Genomic DNA, 15740 nt, shown 5'->3' with positions numbered 1-15740 from the left:
CCCCCCCCCCCCCCCCCCCCCCCCCCCCCCCCCCCCCCCCCCCCCCCCCCCCCCATTTTTGTTAATGTCTCGTGGGCTCGGAGATGTGTATAAGAGACAGTTTGTCCGTCGCCACGTCCACATCACTTTCGCCCGGTTGGTGTGACGCGCCAATTCATAGCCAAGCCATTTCAAGCGTTGTTTATCGCCTACATCCCGCAAGGTTTCCGTTTCCAGCCCTTTGCCATCCGTGGCCAGCAGTAGCCACTCCACTTTTTCTGCATCCACCGGCCAGTGCATGACCAACACCACATTGGCCAGCCCTTTACCTTTTCGGATGAGTCGCTGGGCTGGCGAGCAGCCTATGCCATATAAGGTATGAAATTTCTGCGCCAGGGCCTCGGCTTTCCGTGCTGCCACGGTGCCGCAGGTATAGCGGTGATAGCCCTTGGGGACGTTATCGAGGATGCGGGCCAGGGCTGCGGTTTTACTGCGCGCAATCGGTGTTGAAGCAGACATACAGGTTTTCTCATTCAGTTGTTGATGCGCTGTATAGCGAAGAAAACGTATATCGGTGCAATGTGATTCGGTAGCTACGACTGGCACGTAATGATGTTCCAAGATTTTCAGCGCTTTTCGCTATACGGCTTCAGAACATTCAAAAATGCAGGAAATGGACTCGGTGAAAACCGAGGTGATTTGCACGCACGGCAGCTTGCTCTGTGCGCCTTCAGGCGAGGAGGGCGTACTGAGCAGGCTGCCAACTGCAAACACACACGTCCGAAAGGACATGCCGGGGCGCCACCCCGGAAGACTCCAGATCGCCAGTCTGGAATCGAGCAAACGCTGTAGCTGCATGCCTCTAATAGGGCTGGTGCGGCTGCGATGGGAGCTGGAGGGTGAAACTCCCTTCTTCGACCCGATCCATGCAACCGGTGGAGTTGTATGAGGTTGGGCGACACGGAAACGGCGGCAGGCAGGAAATGGCTTGTCGACCTGTAACTATGTGAAAGTCGGTGCAAGGCCGACTCGGGGGACGTACCGGAAGGGCGTAACCTGTACCGCACAGGATGACTTCTGAGCGTATGGCGACATACGAGGGCTGCAAGGGGAAACCTGGCGCAGCTGGCACCTTGAGAAATTAAGGGTCGATGCATAGCTCAAACCTGTAACGGCACCCACGAGGGTGCTGTGCGGAGCAACGTAGAGCCATAGGCATTGAGCCGTGGTTCGTAGTCGATGAAGCATGAACTGAGTACCTGAGCCGCTATGAACATCGGGCCAGGGAAACCTGCGGGGAGTCGAAAGACTAAGGGAATGTGGAGACAGTGGCGCTGCGTTGCGCAGTAGCTGGTTACTAACGTGGGAGCCTCTCTTTGTGCTGTGTCGGGTGGCACCGCACAGGCAAAGCAAAGAGAGAGGGAGACTGACTGAGTAGGGTTTGACTTATACGCGATACGACCGAAGCGTATAGGGAGCTGCATCGCAGCGGCACGGCGGCACCGTGTTCCGAAAGGTTGGAGCGTTTTGCGAAGTGTGTGGTTGGGCTTGGCAGCCCGTTGTAGCGATGTGCCATCCTGCTCGCCTGGCAGTGAGCGGGATGAAAGTTGACCTTGGCCGGTCAGCGAGCAAAACAGGCATATTGATGAAGGTAAACCCGGGTGGATACGTTGCTCTGTATTCACTCATTCTCCAACCACCCCGCATTGCGGGGTGGTTCCTCTGGCTTGTTTTTGGCCTGCGCGGACATAAGAATTAGTCTTAAATAAAATTATAAATTAGTCATTGGTTATTGACAATTAAAACAAGGCTCTTGTTTGTATCTGCAAGAGCCTTGTTAACGAGGTGGCTGATCGGTGCTTAGACTTTTCCTTTCCACGGCACCATGATGCGCTCCAGATAGCGCATCAGCATGTCGAAGGTGAAGGCAAACAGGCCAATGACAATGACACCCATGACCACTACATCACTGGCCAGAAATTCGGCGGCATTAAGTACCATGAAGCCCAGACCGCGAGTAGAGGCAACCATTTCCCCGGCCACCAGGGTTGTCCAGCCCACCCCGATGCCGATACGCATACCGGTGAAGATTTCAGGCAAGGCCGATTTGAGGATCACGTGGAAAATGACCTGAATGCGGCTGGCACCCATGGAATAGGCTGCATGAATCTGCTCGATGGAAACGGAACGTACACCGGAGCGGGCAGAAATGGCCATGGGGGCGAAAATGGCGAGAAAAATCAAGTAAACCTTGGAGAACTCGCCAATACCGAACCAAATGATCACCATTGGCAGGTAGGCCAGTGGTGGCAGCGGGCGGTAAAACTCGATGGGCGGATCAAAGATGCCGCGTGCCACCCGGCTAACGCCCATCAGCACACCGATGGGAATGGCGGTCAGACATGCAAGGGAAAAGGCTCCGAATACCCGGTACAGGCTGGTTTCGGTATGTTCCAGCAGTGTGGCGTTGGCAAAGCCCTGGGTGGATACCAGGATGAACTTGTCGAAAACGGCCATCGGGGAGGGGAGAAATAGCGGCGAAACCCAGCCACTAGCTGTCACCAGTACCCAGAGCGCCATCAGCACTGTCACGGTTGTGCAGGCAATGACGGCACTGCTGCCCTGGCCCGGGGCACCGAACATCTCTCCTGGGCGCACGGATCGTTTGCGGAACAATTGCAGGCGCGGCTTGTTGCTGGAGGGCAGTTTGCCGGGGTGGCTGCTGATGTTGACAGCACCTCGCTGGCTATGAGCAGACGGGGTGCGGGATGCATTGGCTTTAGACATGGGCGGCCTCTTTTGCTTCGGCGGCGCGTTCATCGCCGTAAATAATGCCAAGAACGGTTTCTCGCATCTTGATAAAGTCCGGGCTGGACTTGATGCTGCGTGCATCGCGGCACTCTAGAAAGCGACGGTTGAAATCCAGTTCATAAGTATGGGTGATACGACCCGGACGCGGAGACATCACGATCAGGCGACTAGCCAGGAATAATGCTTCCTCCACGCTATGGGTGATAAAGAAGAACATTTTCTGGGTTTCCTGCCACACATCCAGCAGCAATTCCTGGATCGTTTCCCGGGTCAATGCATCCAGTGCAGCCATTGGTTCGTCCATTAGCAGCATGGCTGGATTGCAGGTAAGTGCCCGCGCAATGCCAACCCGTTGCTGCATGCCGCCGGATAGCTGGTAAATCATGTGATTGTGAAAGTCCTGTAGCCCCACAAGTGCCAGATTGCGTGCAGCAAGCGCCCTCCGCTTGTCCTTGGCCACGCCTTGCAGTTTCAGGCCGAACTCTGTGTTTTCCATGACGCTGAGCCAGGGGAGCAGGGCGTGTTTCTGGAACACTACCCCACGGTCCGATCCCGGCCCCGCCACCTGGTTTCCACCCAGTGTGATGTTGCCTTCTGATGGTGAAATGAAACCGGCCATCAAACTGAGCAGGGTTGTTTTTCCGCAGCCCGATGCGCCCAGAGCCACGACAAAGTCACCGCTCTTGATGGATAGATTGATATTGTCCAGCGCATGTACCTGCTCGCCTGGGGTGCGGCCCGGATAGCGTACGCTGACATTGCTGACATTCAGCTCTTGCATGATGGTTGTTCTCCTCTTGGACGAATGCTCCCCCTCTGCCGGGCGGCATGTGGGGGCGCTTATTATTTTGATTTGAGTGCTGCTTCGGCGTATTTGGCGGTGACAAACTGGCTGTAGTCAGGGGCCAGGCTGTCGATACGTTTCTGTTCCTTGAGGAATTCCGAGGTTGCCCGCAGTGCCTTGGCTGCGCCGCCTTCCTGAGCTCCGCCCAGCCAGGCGGCTGATATCTGCTGGTTCAGGGTGGGGTAGGCGTACAGTTTCATTGCGTCCGCAGCATCCTTGCTACTGCCACCCAACATCCGGGCCATGGTCTTGGCTTGAGTCGAGTTTTCTCCCCAGGCTTGCTGGTTGCTGCGATAGGCATTGTCTGCATTGGCAATCAGTTTGGTCAGCGTCGTCATGAATGCCGGATTTTCGTCGGCCCAGGTGCGGTTTGCGGCAATCCCGTCAAATGTAGCCTTGCCCTTGCGTGACAATTCGCCGGAGGTAACCAGCACCTTGCCGTTCTGCTTGATACGGGCTAGTGCCGGGTCCCATACATAGGCCGCGTCGATGTCGCCGCGCATCCATGCGGCCGCAATCTGGTTCGGCTGCATGTTGAGAATGGTGACTTCACTGGGTTTGATACCCCACAGTTCCAGTGCAAACATGGTGTGGAAGTGGGTAGTGGAAACAAAAGGCACGCCGATTTTCTTGCCTTTCAGATCAGCAGGCTTGTTGATGCCTGAGCCGTTGCGTACCACCATTGCTTCGGCTTCGTTGATGTCATCCAGTACCCAGAACAACTGCAGAGGCAGGCCACGGCTGACGGCAGCAGCCAGAGGACTGGAGCCGATGACACCGATCTGCACATCTCCGGAAGCCATTGCGGTACTGACCTTGGCACCGGATTCGAACTGACGCCAGTTGATTTTGTAGCCGGTGGCTTTTTCTGCCGAGCCGTCGGCAATGACGGTCAGCAAGGGGCCGGCAATCTGCTGATAGGCAATGGTTACTTCCTTCTGTGCGGCCATGACGATATTGCTGGCACCGATGGCCAGCATGACGACCGACATCTTGAAAAGCTGTTTGACGCTGCGTGCTCTGTTCATTTCCTTCTCCATGTGGTGAAACAAGTTTGTTTCAGGCTTTGTCTGTCTTATGGAATGCAAGGTGATGCGGGGTACAGGTCCGGCTTTAAGGCGTGTGCTGCAAGCTACTGACAATGAACTGGCGAAATGCTCCCTTTGCTTGGTTTGGCGGATCCGCTTCGCTGAAACGAAGCGGCTGTGGTGCTTGGCGGCTTACAGCACTTCATCCTTCAGCTGGTACCAGCGGTACAGCCAACGCTGGCCAAAGCGGCGGAAGGGCGCGAACAGCTCTGACTCCACCATTTCCCGTACATTGGGAAACGGCAGGCTGGAGCGAAAAATGGGCAGGTCGGGCATGGCTTTACCGGCGATGCTGGCAGCCAGGCGCCGCCCGGCCTGCGCGGAATACATCACGCCATTGCCACCATAACCGAGGGCGTAATACAGGCTTTGCTGCGGATCGGGCTGATAGATGCGCGGCATCATGTCGTGACTGACATCAACCCAGCCCCACCAGGAGTAATCAATCTGGATTCCTGTTAGCGCCGGAAATTTACGATGCAGGTCGCGGATAAGAAACTGCTTGTATTGCTCTTGCGGAGCATCCTTGCCGGTAATGGCGCTGCGGCTGCCGATCTGTACCCGGCCATCCGGCATCAGCCGGTAGTAGTGGCGCAAAATACGGGTGTCAGTAATGACCTGCGTCGTACGGAAATTGCAGGCTTCAATTTCCGCCTGGCTTAGTGGTCGGGTGACAATCGAGTTGGAAAGGACGGGTAGCAGCCGGTTTTTCAATTGCGGGTGCAGGCCTTGTGATGTGTAGCCGCCGGTCGCAATGCCGACAGCGCGGGCGCGGACCACGCCGCCAGGTGTGCGCAGATAATGCACGCCTTGGCGGGTTTCCCAGCCCAGAACCGGACTGGATGGATGGACTTTCGCACCCAGGGCGCGCGCCTTTTTCAGATAGCCGAATGCCAGCTTTCCGGCATGGATGCCAATACCTTCTGGCTCATGCATGGCACCGGCAGCTTCCTGGTCACCCACCCATTCGCGCTGGACAGTAGCGGTATCCATCATGCGGGCGTCGTAGTTGAATACCTCGCGTAACAGCTTGGCTTCTTTCTCCAGCGCGGGCATGGCCTTGGGTCGATGGGCGATGTAAAGATGGCCGCCGGGCTGTGCATCGCAGTCGATATCGGCGATCAACTGCTTGAAGGTGTCCATGCCTTGACAAACTTCTTCATGCAGTCGCAATGCGGTGTCCAGACCGTAACGGCTGATCCACTGCGAGCGCTTTAACCGGCCGGAGGCGCATTGAGCCTGACCGCCATTGCGGGTACTACAGCCCCAGCTGACCTGGTTGGCTTCCAGTACCGTGGCCTTGATGCCGTGTTCCTGTGCCAGGAAGATGGCACAACTCAAACCGGTGAAACCCGAGCCAATGATGGCGACGTCAACATCGATATCATGCTGGATGGGGCCGTCATCGGCCGGTGGATCGCCGGCTGTCCCTATCCAGTAGCTGGGGGCGTAGGCGCGACCGGTACCCGGATTGGGAGCTACCAGCGGGTCGTAAGCCGGATCATAGCTGGCGCTGGGTGCCGTGCCGCGCGTGGCGGTCCGTGGGCGTTGTTCCGTCGTTTGCATGCTGAACTCCTGCAATATGGTGGGGAGTCAGGGCTCAGCGCTGGCCAGCCGGCAGCGGCGGACGGTCTTTGCGGTAGGCATTCTTGATGGCGATCTTGCCATCACGGAAGGTGAAGACATCGACCATGCGGGCTTCCACACGCGTGCCGTCTGCCTTGGTGCCGGTGAAGGTGGATTCGCTGATGCCATGCTCGCCGCTGATGAAGTGACGTCCATCCAGCCAGGCAGCATCGGGAAAGTTCTGCCAGGCCAGCTCAAACCCCTGGCGTACGGCTTCGCGGCCTTTAAAGCTGCGGCCCAGCAGATCGGGGCCTGCCGTGGCGTGGAACTGGCAGTCATCGGTCATGAAGCTCATCAATGCTTCGATATCATGGCGATTCCATGCTTCGCTGAAGGCTTGCAAGAAGGCGATGGTCACGGTGTTCTGGCTCATGGTGTTCTCCTGTTGTGCATGGACGGGTTGTTTCCGGTCAGTGAAAGTGTGCTGGTGCCGCGGCGGAGCGCTGGCGTTGACAAGCTCAGAGTAGTGAGCCGCCGTGCTGCGCAGTAGAACCAGTTCGGCTAATTCGTTGGAGCCAGATGGAGCCAGGAAAAACAGGGGGAAACCAGCGCAATGCCAGATCACACCGGCAAAGCACGAGGAAAGGACGGCCGCGGGCCGCTCCCCGCTGGCAAGGCGGGTAAGGGGGAGAATGGTGCCAGTTGACCGACGAGGGGCTAGGGAATGCCGGAGGGGCGCAATTCGTGCATGGCCTCGGCCAACAGGCGGATGCCAGGCTCGATTTTTTCAATGGGAATCGACGAAAATCCCAGCCGGAAATGGTTGTGCTGCATGGTGTCTTGCATGAAAAACACGTTGCCCGGTTCGATCAGCACGCCTTTCTCTTCGGCGCGGCGACAGAGTGTTTCGACATCCAGCCAGTCAGGGCCCCGCAGCCAGCAGGAAGCACCGCCGGAAATCGGCACGGGATGCAAGTCAGGCAGATAGCGGGCCAGCGCGTCGCCCAGCACCTTGGCACGTTCCCGATAGGCAGCAGAAAGCCGTCGCTGGTGGGCATCGTAGTGTCCCAAAGAGAGAAACAGTGAAAACGCCCGCTGGATATAGGCTGAAGGATGGCGCAACATCAGGCGCCTGACGCCGCGCAGTTCGGCAATCAACGGTGCGGGGCCGACGATGTAGCCAATGCGCAAACCCGGTGCCAGGTTTTTCGACAGGCTGCCAACGTAAATGACCCGGTGATGACGATCCAGGCTTTTCAGCGTCGGGGTAAGGTCGCCCTGAAAGCGGCTTTCGCTTTCGTAATCATCCTCAATCAGGATGAAGTCCGACTCTTCGGCCTTTTGCAAAAGTGCCTGGCGGCGGTTCAGCGGCATGGTTACCGTGGTCGGGCATTGATGGCCGGGCGTGAGGTAGACGTAATCGCATTGCTTGAGCAGGTGGTTGTCGGGTAACAGCCCATCGTGATCGACAGGTAATGGGAGCAGGTGCCGGGTACGGCTGCCAAAAATATTGCGTGCATCCGGATAGCCGGGATTCTCTATACCCACCGGGGTATCAGACCCCATCAGCAGGTCTGCCAGCAGATACAGGGCCTGCTGGGCTCCGACGGTGATGACGATTTCATCGGCCGAGGCCCATACCCCGCGGCGGGGTAATACCCGGCTGCGTATCTGCTGTACCAGCGATTCGTCATCCCGCAAGATCATGTCCTGGGCCCACTCGTGGATATCCAGCACACTCAGGGCCTTGAGACAGGACTCACGCCAACTGGCTGTTGGAAACAGTACCGGATCGTACTGGCCGTAGATAAAGGGGTAAGGATAATCTTGCCAGTTGTCGCGTTTGACGATATTGCGCTGCAAGCTGGGGCGGAAGGTGAAGCGCCTTTCCCAGTCGGGGCCACCGCTGGCCTGGGTTTCGGGCCCCGGTATCTGTTTTTTCTGACCACCGGCAAGGATGTCCGCATTGATAAAGTAGCCGCTGCGCTCCCGCGATACCAGATAGCCTTCGTCCACCAGCTGCTGATAGGCCAGTACCACGGTATTACGGGCGACTGCCAGTTGCACCGACAGCTCGCGGCTGGATGGCAGGGGGATGCCCACCGGCAATTGGCCATCCAGAATGGCCGAAACCAGCATTTGCCGGATTTTCCCTTGCAGACTCATGGCGCTGCCGGCGTGCTGCTGGAAGAGTTGGTGCCACATGCTGCCGGTCAGCTTGATGCTCATGATTGCTTTGCGTCCTTCCATGCCATGAAGTGGGTGGTCTAATCTGTCCGGCCCGTGCTGCCTTGTCAAATACCATGCGGTGCTTGTGCTTGAGGTCGGCGAGCCGCCAGGATGGCACGTGCGGCAGCACCGGGATCGGTCGCCATGAACAGGCCGCCAATCACCGCCAGCATTTCCGTGCCACAGGCCCAGGCCTGCGCGGCATTGTCAGCATCAATGCCACCGATGATAGCGTAGGGGAGACCCAGAGCGGGTCGTCCGGTCACCAAGGCGGGAGTGGCGTGTACGACATCTGGTTTGCTGCGGGATGTAAACAGTGCCCCCAACGCCAGATAGTTGGCCCCGGCGCGGGCCGCTTGATGGGCCAGTGCATATTGGTTGTAGCAGCTGGCGCCAATGATTGCCGTTTTGCCCAGATGGTGGCGGGCCTGCTGCAGTTCCGCGTCATGGCGGCCAAGATGAATGCCATCCGCGCCCAGGTGGCTTGCCAGGGCCAGATCATCATTAATGATGAACAAGGCGGCATGTCGGCGACACAATTGCTGGATGGCTCCTGCCTGTTGCAGCCTCAATGCCGCGTCCGGCGATTTGCTGCGGTACTGGACCAGGCTGGCACCGCCCTGTAATACCGCCTCCACCCGTGGCAGCAGCCAAGCGCTGTCGCGGGTGTCAGGTGTGATGGCATACAGGCCTTGCAAAGCGGAGTGCACGATGGATTCCATACATCAGCTGCCTATCATGCCCTGGCTGGGTGAGCTGGCTTCTGCGCTGTACAGCTTGCGGGGCATGCGGCCAGCCAGGTAGGCCTGGCGGCCTGCCTGAACACCATGCTTCATGGCTGAGGCCATCAGGACGGGATCGCCAGCGTGGGCAATGGCGGAGTTCATCAGTACCGCATCGCATCCCAGTTCCAGCGCAATGGTTGCATCCGAGGCGGTACCGACACCGGCATCCACCAGAACCGGTACTTTGGCCTGTTCGATGATCAGGCGCAAATTCCACGGATTGAGAATGCCCATTCCGGAGCCGATGATGGAGGCCAGTGGCATGATGGCTACACAGCCCATGTCTTCCAGACGTTTGGCCTGAATCGGATCGTCCGAGCAATACACCATGACGTCAAAGCCGTCATGAATCAGTATTTCAGCGGCCTTCAGGGTTTCCGGCATATTGGGATACAGATTGTCCGGATTGCCCAATACCTCCAGTTTGACCAGGGAATGGCCGTCCAGCAGCTCCCGTGCCAGGCGCAGGGTGCGTACCGCTTCGTCTGCGCTGTAACAGCCAGCGGTATTCGGCAACAGGGTAAAGCGCGAAGGTGGCAATACCTCCAGCAAGCTGGGTTCACCCGCATGCTGGCCGATATTGGTGCGACGTATGGCAACCGTAATGATTTCTGCACCGGCGGCCTCAACGGCATCCAGGGTTTGCTGGAAATCACGGTATTTTCCTGTACCCACCAGCAGACGTGATTGATAGGACTTGCCGGCAATAATGAGTGGATCATGCATGTTGTGCTCCTGAAAGTAAGGTGATGCAGAGGAGGCGGCATTAGCCGCCACCAACGGCAATGATGATTTCCAGATGGTCGCCATGGTCGAGCACTGTCTCGCCATATCGGCTGCGCGTCAGAATGAAGCCATTGCGCTCGATGGCGACCCGGCGTCCCTGCAGTTCCAGTTGCTCCAGCAGTTGGGTAACCGTCATCGGTTTATCCAGCGTGGTGGCGGCGCCATTGACGTGAATGGTGTGCATATAGTGTCTTCCGTAGTAGCAGGTGGCCGGACGTGGTCAGATCTTGTCGTACAGCTTGGCTCCGCCCTTCACAAACTCCACCGACTTCACTTCCATGCCCTTCTGCAGCGCGGCCTCATCGCTGATGCCCTGCTGGGCGGCGAATTCGCGCACGTCCTGGGTAATCTTCATCGAACAGAAATGCGGGCCGCACATGGAACAGAAGTGCGCCACCTTGGCACTGTCCTTGGGCAGGGTTTCGTCGTGGAAGCTGCGCGCCTTGTCCGGGTCCAGGCCCAGATTGAACTGGTCTTCCCAGCGGAATTCGAAACGCGCCTTGGACAAGGCGTTGTCGCGGATCTGCGCACCGGGGTGGCCCTTGGCCAGGTCCGCCGCATGGGCAGCCAGCTTGTAGGTGATGATGCCTTCCTTGACGTCATCCTTGTTGGGCAGGCCCAGGTGCTCCTTCTGGGTGACGTAGCACAGCATGGCCGTGCCATACCAGCCGATCTGCGCCGCACCGATGGCCGAGGTGATGTGGTCGTAGCCCGGTGCGATGTCGGTGGTGAGCGGGCCCAGGGTGTAGAACGGCGCTTCGTGGCACCACTCCAGTTCCTTGTCCATGTTTTCCTTGATCAATTGCATCGGCACATGGCCGGGGCCTTCGATCATCACCTGCACATCGTGTTTCCAGGCCAGCTGCGTCAGCTCGCCCAGGGTTTTCAGTTCGCCCAGTTGCGCGGCGTCATTGGCATCCCACACGCTGCCCGGACGCAGGCCGTCACCCAGGCTGAAGGCCACGTCATAAGCCTTCATGATTTCGCAAATCTCTTCGAAATGCGTGTACAGGAAGTTTTCCTGATGATGGGCCAGACACCACTTGGCCATGATGGAACCACCACGCGACACGATGCCAGTCATGCGATTGGCGGTCAGCGGCACATAGCGCAGCAGCACACCAGCGTGAATGGTGAAGTAATCCACGCCCTGCTCGGCCTGCTCGATCAGCGTGTCCTTGAAGATTTCCCAGGTCAGGTCCTCGGCCTTGCCATTCACCTTTTCCAGCGCCTGGTAGATGGGCACGGTGCCGATGGGTACCGGCGAGTTGCGCAGAATCCACTCGCGGGTTTCATGGATGTTCTTGCCGGTGGACAAGTCCATGATGGTGTCGGCACCCCAGCGGATGCCCCAGGTCATCTTGTCCACTTCCTCGGAAATCGACGACGTTACCGCGCTATTGCCGATATTGCCGTTGATCTTCACCAGGAAGTTGCGGCCGATGATCATCGGTTCGGATTCCGGGTGGTTGATGTTGTTGGGAATGATGGCGCGGCCAGCGGCTACTTCCTGACGCACGAATTCCGGGGTGATGTCCTCCGGCAGTGCCGCGCCATAGCTGTGGCCGGCGTGCTGGCGGGTCATCAGCTCCAGCAGCTTGGCATTCTTGCCACCCGCCGCTTGCAGGCTCTCGATATAGGCCTTGCGGTTCAGGCTTTCGCGGATGGCGACGTATTCCATTTCCGGGGTGATGATGCCCTGGCGCGCATAGTGCATCTGGCTGACATTCTTGCCCGGCAGAGCGCGGCGCGGCTTGCGTGTCAGGTTGAAGCGCAGGTCGTCCAGCTTGCTGTCGGCCTCGCGGGCACGACCGTATTCACTGGACAGGCCGGCCAGCTGCTCGGTGTCGCCACGCTCGGCAATCCAGGCCGCGCGCAAGGCAGGCAGGCCGCTCTGGATGTCGATCTTGGCCGCCGGGTCGGAATAAATGCCGCTGGTGTCGTAGACATAGATGGGCGGGTTCTGCTCGCCACCAAACTGGGTGGGGGTGTCGCTCTGGCTGATTTCGCGCATCGGCACGCGGATATCCGGGCGGCTGCCTTCGACATAAACCTTGCGGGAATTGGGCAGGGGCTGGATGGCAGCGGTATCGACCACCATCTGTTCATTCAGTTTTGCAGGCGCGTTCATCGTGTGGTTCTCCGGTTTGCAGGGGGCTTAGGCGTTAACAAGGCGGTTCAGGTAAACCATCAGCAACATATAGCTGGCAATGAAAACAGCTTCGCTGCTCATCAGCAGGATCGGTTTCCAGCCTAGCTCCGCCAGTTTTTCCAGTGAGGTCTTTACCCCAAGTGCCGAAATGGAGATGACCAGGCACCAGCGCGACAGGGTGGAGCTGGTTTCAACCATAAGCGCTGGCAGCAGCCCCAGGCTGTTCAAGGTTGCCAAGGCTGCAAACGCCAGCAGGAACAAGGGAATGACGGGGTTGCGACTGCCGCTGGCGGACACGCTCTTGTGTTTGGCATGAAACGTCAGCGCCAGAATGACCACCACCGGCATCAGCATGGCTACCCGGAACATTTTGGCAAGGGTGGCGGCATCGCCCACCTTGGGGGAGAGGATCAGACCGGCACCCACTACCTGGGCCACATCATGGATGGAACCGCCCAGAAACAAGCCGGCTTCGGCCGTGCTCAAACCCAGTTTCTTGACCAGCAATGGATACAGCACCATGGCTGCGGTTGAGAAAATGGCAATGCCGATGGCGGTCAGCAAGGTGTAGCGTTCATTTTCCCGGTTGGACGGCAGTGTCGCGGAAATGGCCAGGGTGGCCGAAATGCCGCATATGCCGGTGCCGCCGCCAGACAACAGACCCAGCATTGGTGGCAGGCCAAGCAATCTGGCCATCAGCAAGCCAAAGCCAATGGTGAGGGCAACGGCACCGATCAAGGCGGCCACGCCCATCAGCCCCAGATCACTGACGTCACTGGCGACAATACGGGCACCCAGCAAGGCCACGCCAAAACGGACCAGTTTTTTTGCCGACAATTCAATACCGGCCTGGCACTTGGGTGAATCCGCAAGAAAGTGGAAAGCAATGCCGATCAACAGGGCGTAAAGAAACTGGGGGCCGCCATAGTGTTCCGACACAAAGGTGGCGGTGATGGCGATGACGCTGCACAGCATGATGCCGGGCAGCAGCCCCTGTGCCTGGGTGAGACGCAGTGGGAGTGACAGTGTGTTGGTGCTGGCCATTGGTGGTCTCCAGTTATTGTTCGTATTTTGAAAATGGTACATTTTGTCTCGAAAACACTAATCAACTATAGAGCGGATAATAGACAGGCGCAACGATGTTTACGAAAAAATGGAACAAATAATCTCTTTATTTGTATTTTCGGTGAGGAGTGGGGCGTAGGGAGATGGGGAGTGGGGTGATGGGGTGTGCGATGGCGGAAGTCTGTGGCTCCCGCCATCGCACTAACTGCGGCGTGTCGATACCGAATGCAGGGTAAGCGGCTTAATCGGCCAGTTCGGCAGCGAGGGCGCTGTCTGGTTTGCCGCGGCGCCAAAGTTGGCGCAGCTGGTAGCATCCCAGCAGAATGGCCAGACTGATCACACCCAATAGCAGCGGGCTGCGTTGCTCAGGGATGAAGGCCATGGCGACCAGGATGCCAAGCATCCCGGCAATCGCCAGATAGCTCAGGTAGGGAAAAGCCCACATGCGTATGCGCAAACGTTCGGGTGCATCTTTTTCCAGTTGGCGGCGAAGTCGCAGCTGAGAGATGGCAATCAGCAGATAGACAAAGATGGCCACCGTGCCATACGAGTCAACCAGAAAGGCAAAAACGGTATCCGGTGACAGATAGGACATGACGATGGCTGCATAGCCGAACAAGGTGGCAAACAGGATGGCCCGGACGGGCACACCATGACGGTTGAGTCTGGCCAGACCTTGGGGTGCATCTCCGCGCCGGGTCAGGGCAAACATGATGCGCGAAGCTGCGTACAGGCCGGAATTGAGTGCAGACAAGACAGCAATCAACACCACTGCATTCATGATTTGTGCGGCGGCAGGAATGCCCATCATTTCCAGGGCACTGACATAGGGCGTGCTGATTCCCTTTGAATTCCAGGGCAGCAGGCAGACAACCAGCAAGATTGAGCCGACATAAAAAATCAATACCCGCGTGATGACAGACTGAGTTGCGCGCGCAATGGCTTTTTGTGGTTCAGCAGATTCTGCCGCGGCGATGGTAATGATTTCGGCGCCAAAATAAAACCCGGTGGCGGCAACGGCACCACTGAGTATCGGCATCAGCCCATGAGGAGCAAAGCCGCCATGGGCGGTCAGATTGGTGAAGTGCATGCCATGGCCGGGCCACAAGCCCAGCACGTACAGACTGCCCAGTAGCAGGAAAGCCACGATGGCACCCACCTTGATGGAAGAAAACCAGAATTCGAATTCGCCAAAGGATTTGACGGAGATCAGATTGCTCAGTGTCAGACTGAGCAACAAGCCCAGGCTGATTGCCCAGCTTGGCCAGTCTGGCAGCCAGTACCGCACCAGGTTTGCTCCGGCTACCGCCTCCAGTGCTACCACGATGACCCAGAAATACCAATACATCCAGCCAGTCAGAAAACCGGCCAGTTGGCCCAGTGCCGGCCTGTCCTGCCAGGCGGCGCGTGCATAATCGTAAAACGAGCCGGAGCCGGGCATGGCGGCTGCCATTTCCCCCAGCATCCGCATGACCAGAACCACGAGCAGGCCCGTGATGAGAAAGGACAGGATGGCGGCGGGGCCGGTGGCCTTGATGACGACGCCGCTGCCGACGAACAGGCCGGCACCAATCACGCCGCCAAGAGCGATCATGTTCAGGTGGCGCGGCTTCAGGCTGGGCTGCAAGCCATGCTTGTTCTCATTGTTATGCATCATTTTGTTGTCTCTCCATGTTTCTCCGAACCTATGTCTCCAGCCTGATGGCATGGGATGAAGCTGCCATGCGCCACGGTTGCAGGGGCTCTCGTATTTTTATGGGTGATGCGGTTTGATGTGCAATGCCATGCAAGGTGAATGTGAAGACACGGCAGCAAGTGGCGAAATGCGGGTTGGACTACCTCAGGAGGGTTGCCAGTTTTTACATATTAGGGGGTATTTTGCATTGCGCTTTCCTTTCTGCCTGACGGTTTGTTGTCTGTGCGACATGGCTTGCGGATCATTCCGGGTGTCTGCGAGCTGCAGCCAAGCCTGTAACAGAATAAAATGTTTCAATAAATGGTATTTGTATAAAATCTAGAGCGATGACAGCTATTAGTCAATTGTTTATTCTAAAAAATGATACAACTTGTTTCGTAAATGGAAATTAATCTATGATCGGGAATGCAATGGATAACAATCCGGCGACGCTACAAGCGGAACCGGCACGGCTGGATGGAGATACCCCAACGCTGCGCTTGTTTGCGTTGCTGGAGGCGATAGCGCAAAAAGACCAGTTTTTCACCTTGCAAAGCCTGGTGGACGAGATTGGCCTACCCAAGCCGACCCTGCACCGGATGCTGCAACAGCTGGAAGGGGCCGGGATGTTGCAGCGTGATGGCGATGGTCGTCACTACAGCACAGGCTTGCGGCTGCGCCGTCTGGCGGAAAACCTGCTGTTGAACAACACGGTGCATGGAGCGCGGCATGCCGTGCTGCGGCAGTTGGTGGACGAGGT

13 protein-coding genes and 1 pseudogene are annotated in these 15740 nt (G+C 57.7%); 1 reads left to right on the top strand and 13 read right to left on the bottom strand.

The window, feature by feature from the left end; all coding sequences use genetic code 11:
• The 13 genes and pseudogenes from JHD64_RS19080 to JHD64_RS19020 form a co-directional block, all read right to left on the bottom strand.
• Positions 1-498, bottom strand: a pseudogene (locus JHD64_RS19080) (hypothetical protein); the annotation flags it as partial.
• 1341 nt (positions 499-1839) lie between these two features.
• Positions 1840-2817 carry an ABC transporter permease subunit gene (locus JHD64_RS19075; protein ID WP_233170615.1) on the bottom strand — a complete coding sequence of 326 codons (978 nt, stop codon included), beginning with the start codon at positions 2815-2817 and terminating at the stop codon, positions 1840-1842.
• Positions 2759-3571, bottom strand: a complete 813-nt coding sequence (locus tag JHD64_RS19070; protein WP_233170614.1) for a taurine ABC transporter ATP-binding protein — start codon at positions 3569-3571, stop codon at positions 2759-2761. Before JHD64_RS19070 ends, JHD64_RS19075 begins: the two co-directional genes overlap by 59 nt.
• A 62-nt stretch (positions 3572-3633) precedes the next feature.
• Positions 3634-4662, bottom strand: a complete 1029-nt coding sequence (gene tauA / locus JHD64_RS19065) for a taurine ABC transporter substrate-binding protein (protein WP_199055037.1) — start codon at positions 4660-4662, stop codon at positions 3634-3636.
• 192 nt (positions 4663-4854) lie between these two features.
• Positions 4855-6288: an FAD-binding oxidoreductase gene (locus tag JHD64_RS19060; protein WP_199055036.1), complete on the bottom strand. Its 1434-nt coding sequence runs from the start codon at positions 6286-6288 to the stop codon at positions 4855-4857.
• A 34-nt stretch (positions 6289-6322) separates the two neighbouring features.
• The gene (locus JHD64_RS19055; RefSeq protein WP_199055034.1) at positions 6323-6721 is read right to left on the bottom strand and encodes a nuclear transport factor 2 family protein; all 399 of its coding nucleotides are present in this window, start codon (positions 6719-6721) and stop codon (positions 6323-6325) included.
• 284 nt (positions 6722-7005) lie between these two features.
• Positions 7006-8517, bottom strand: coding sequence for a PLP-dependent aminotransferase family protein (locus JHD64_RS19050; RefSeq protein WP_199055027.1), 1512 nt, complete (start codon positions 8515-8517; stop codon positions 7006-7008).
• A gap of 65 nt (positions 8518-8582) precedes the next feature.
• Positions 8583-9239, bottom strand: coding sequence for a thiamine phosphate synthase (thiE, locus tag JHD64_RS19045; protein ID WP_199055025.1), 657 nt, complete (start codon positions 9237-9239; stop codon positions 8583-8585).
• Between the two features lie 3 nt (positions 9240-9242).
• Entirely contained in the window at positions 9243-10028 is a 786-nt protein-coding gene (locus JHD64_RS19040; RefSeq protein ID WP_199055023.1) for a thiazole synthase, read from the bottom strand.
• 40 nt (positions 10029-10068) lie between these two features.
• Complete coding sequence (thiS, locus tag JHD64_RS19035) at positions 10069-10272, bottom strand: sulfur carrier protein ThiS (RefSeq protein WP_199055022.1); 204 nt, start codon at positions 10270-10272, stop codon at positions 10069-10071.
• A 36-nt stretch (positions 10273-10308) separates the two neighbouring features.
• Positions 10309-12219: a phosphomethylpyrimidine synthase ThiC gene (thiC, locus tag JHD64_RS19030; RefSeq protein WP_059284383.1), complete on the bottom strand. Its 1911-nt coding sequence runs from the start codon at positions 12217-12219 to the stop codon at positions 10309-10311.
• Between the two features lie 27 nt (positions 12220-12246).
• Complete coding sequence (locus tag JHD64_RS19025) at positions 12247-13284, bottom strand: YeiH family protein (protein ID WP_199055021.1); 1038 nt, start codon at positions 13282-13284, stop codon at positions 12247-12249.
• A gap of 262 nt (positions 13285-13546) precedes the next feature.
• Positions 13547-14962 (bottom strand): amino acid permease, encoded by a 1416-nt coding sequence (locus JHD64_RS19020; RefSeq protein ID WP_199055020.1) that lies wholly within the window; start codon positions 14960-14962, stop codon positions 13547-13549.
• A gap of 434 nt (positions 14963-15396) precedes the next feature.
• Between JHD64_RS19020 and JHD64_RS19015 the strand changes: the two genes are divergently transcribed.
• Positions 15397-15740, top strand: a 344-nt coding sequence (locus JHD64_RS19015) for a helix-turn-helix domain-containing protein (protein WP_233170613.1), incomplete at its 3' end; no start/stop codon positions are given.

Origin of the sequence: Aquitalea sp. ASV15, assembly GCF_016429115.1 — a bacterium.
In the GTDB taxonomy this organism is placed as follows: Bacteria; Pseudomonadota; Gammaproteobacteria; order Burkholderiales; family Chromobacteriaceae; genus Aquitalea; species Aquitalea magnusonii.
Note: the sequence above shows the minus strand (reverse complement) of the source record. Positions and strands in the feature narration are given on the sequence as shown.

Coding starts and splice junctions, on each gene's coding strand:
- thiC (WP_059284383.1), bottom strand. CDS start 12,219: ATGAACGCGCCTGCAAAACTGAATGAACAGATGGTGGTCGATACCGCT.
- thiE (WP_199055025.1), bottom strand. CDS start 9,239: ATGGAATCCATCGTGCACTCCGCTTTGCAAGGCCTGTATGCCATCACA.
- tauA (WP_199055037.1), bottom strand. CDS start 4,662: ATGAACAGAGCACGCAGCGTCAAACAGCTTTTCAAGATGTCGGTCGTC.
- JHD64_RS19070 (WP_233170614.1), bottom strand. CDS start 3,571: ATGCAAGAGCTGAATGTCAGCAATGTCAGCGTACGCTATCCGGGCCGC.
- JHD64_RS19025 (WP_199055021.1), bottom strand. CDS start 13,284: ATGGCCAGCACCAACACACTGTCACTCCCACTGCGTCTCACCCAGGCA.
- thiS (WP_199055022.1), bottom strand. CDS start 10,272: ATGCACACCATTCACGTCAATGGCGCCGCCACCACGCTGGATAAACCG.
- JHD64_RS19020 (WP_199055020.1), bottom strand. CDS start 14,962: ATGATGCATAACAATGAGAACAAGCATGGCTTGCAGCCCAGCCTGAAG.
- JHD64_RS19050 (WP_199055027.1), bottom strand. CDS start 8,517: ATGAGCATCAAGCTGACCGGCAGCATGTGGCACCAACTCTTCCAGCAG.
- JHD64_RS19040 (WP_199055023.1), bottom strand. CDS start 10,028: ATGCATGATCCACTCATTATTGCCGGCAAGTCCTATCAATCACGTCTG.
- JHD64_RS19060 (WP_199055036.1), bottom strand. CDS start 6,288: ATGCAAACGACGGAACAACGCCCACGGACCGCCACGCGCGGCACGGCA.
- JHD64_RS19055 (WP_199055034.1), bottom strand. CDS start 6,721: ATGAGCCAGAACACCGTGACCATCGCCTTCTTGCAAGCCTTCAGCGAA.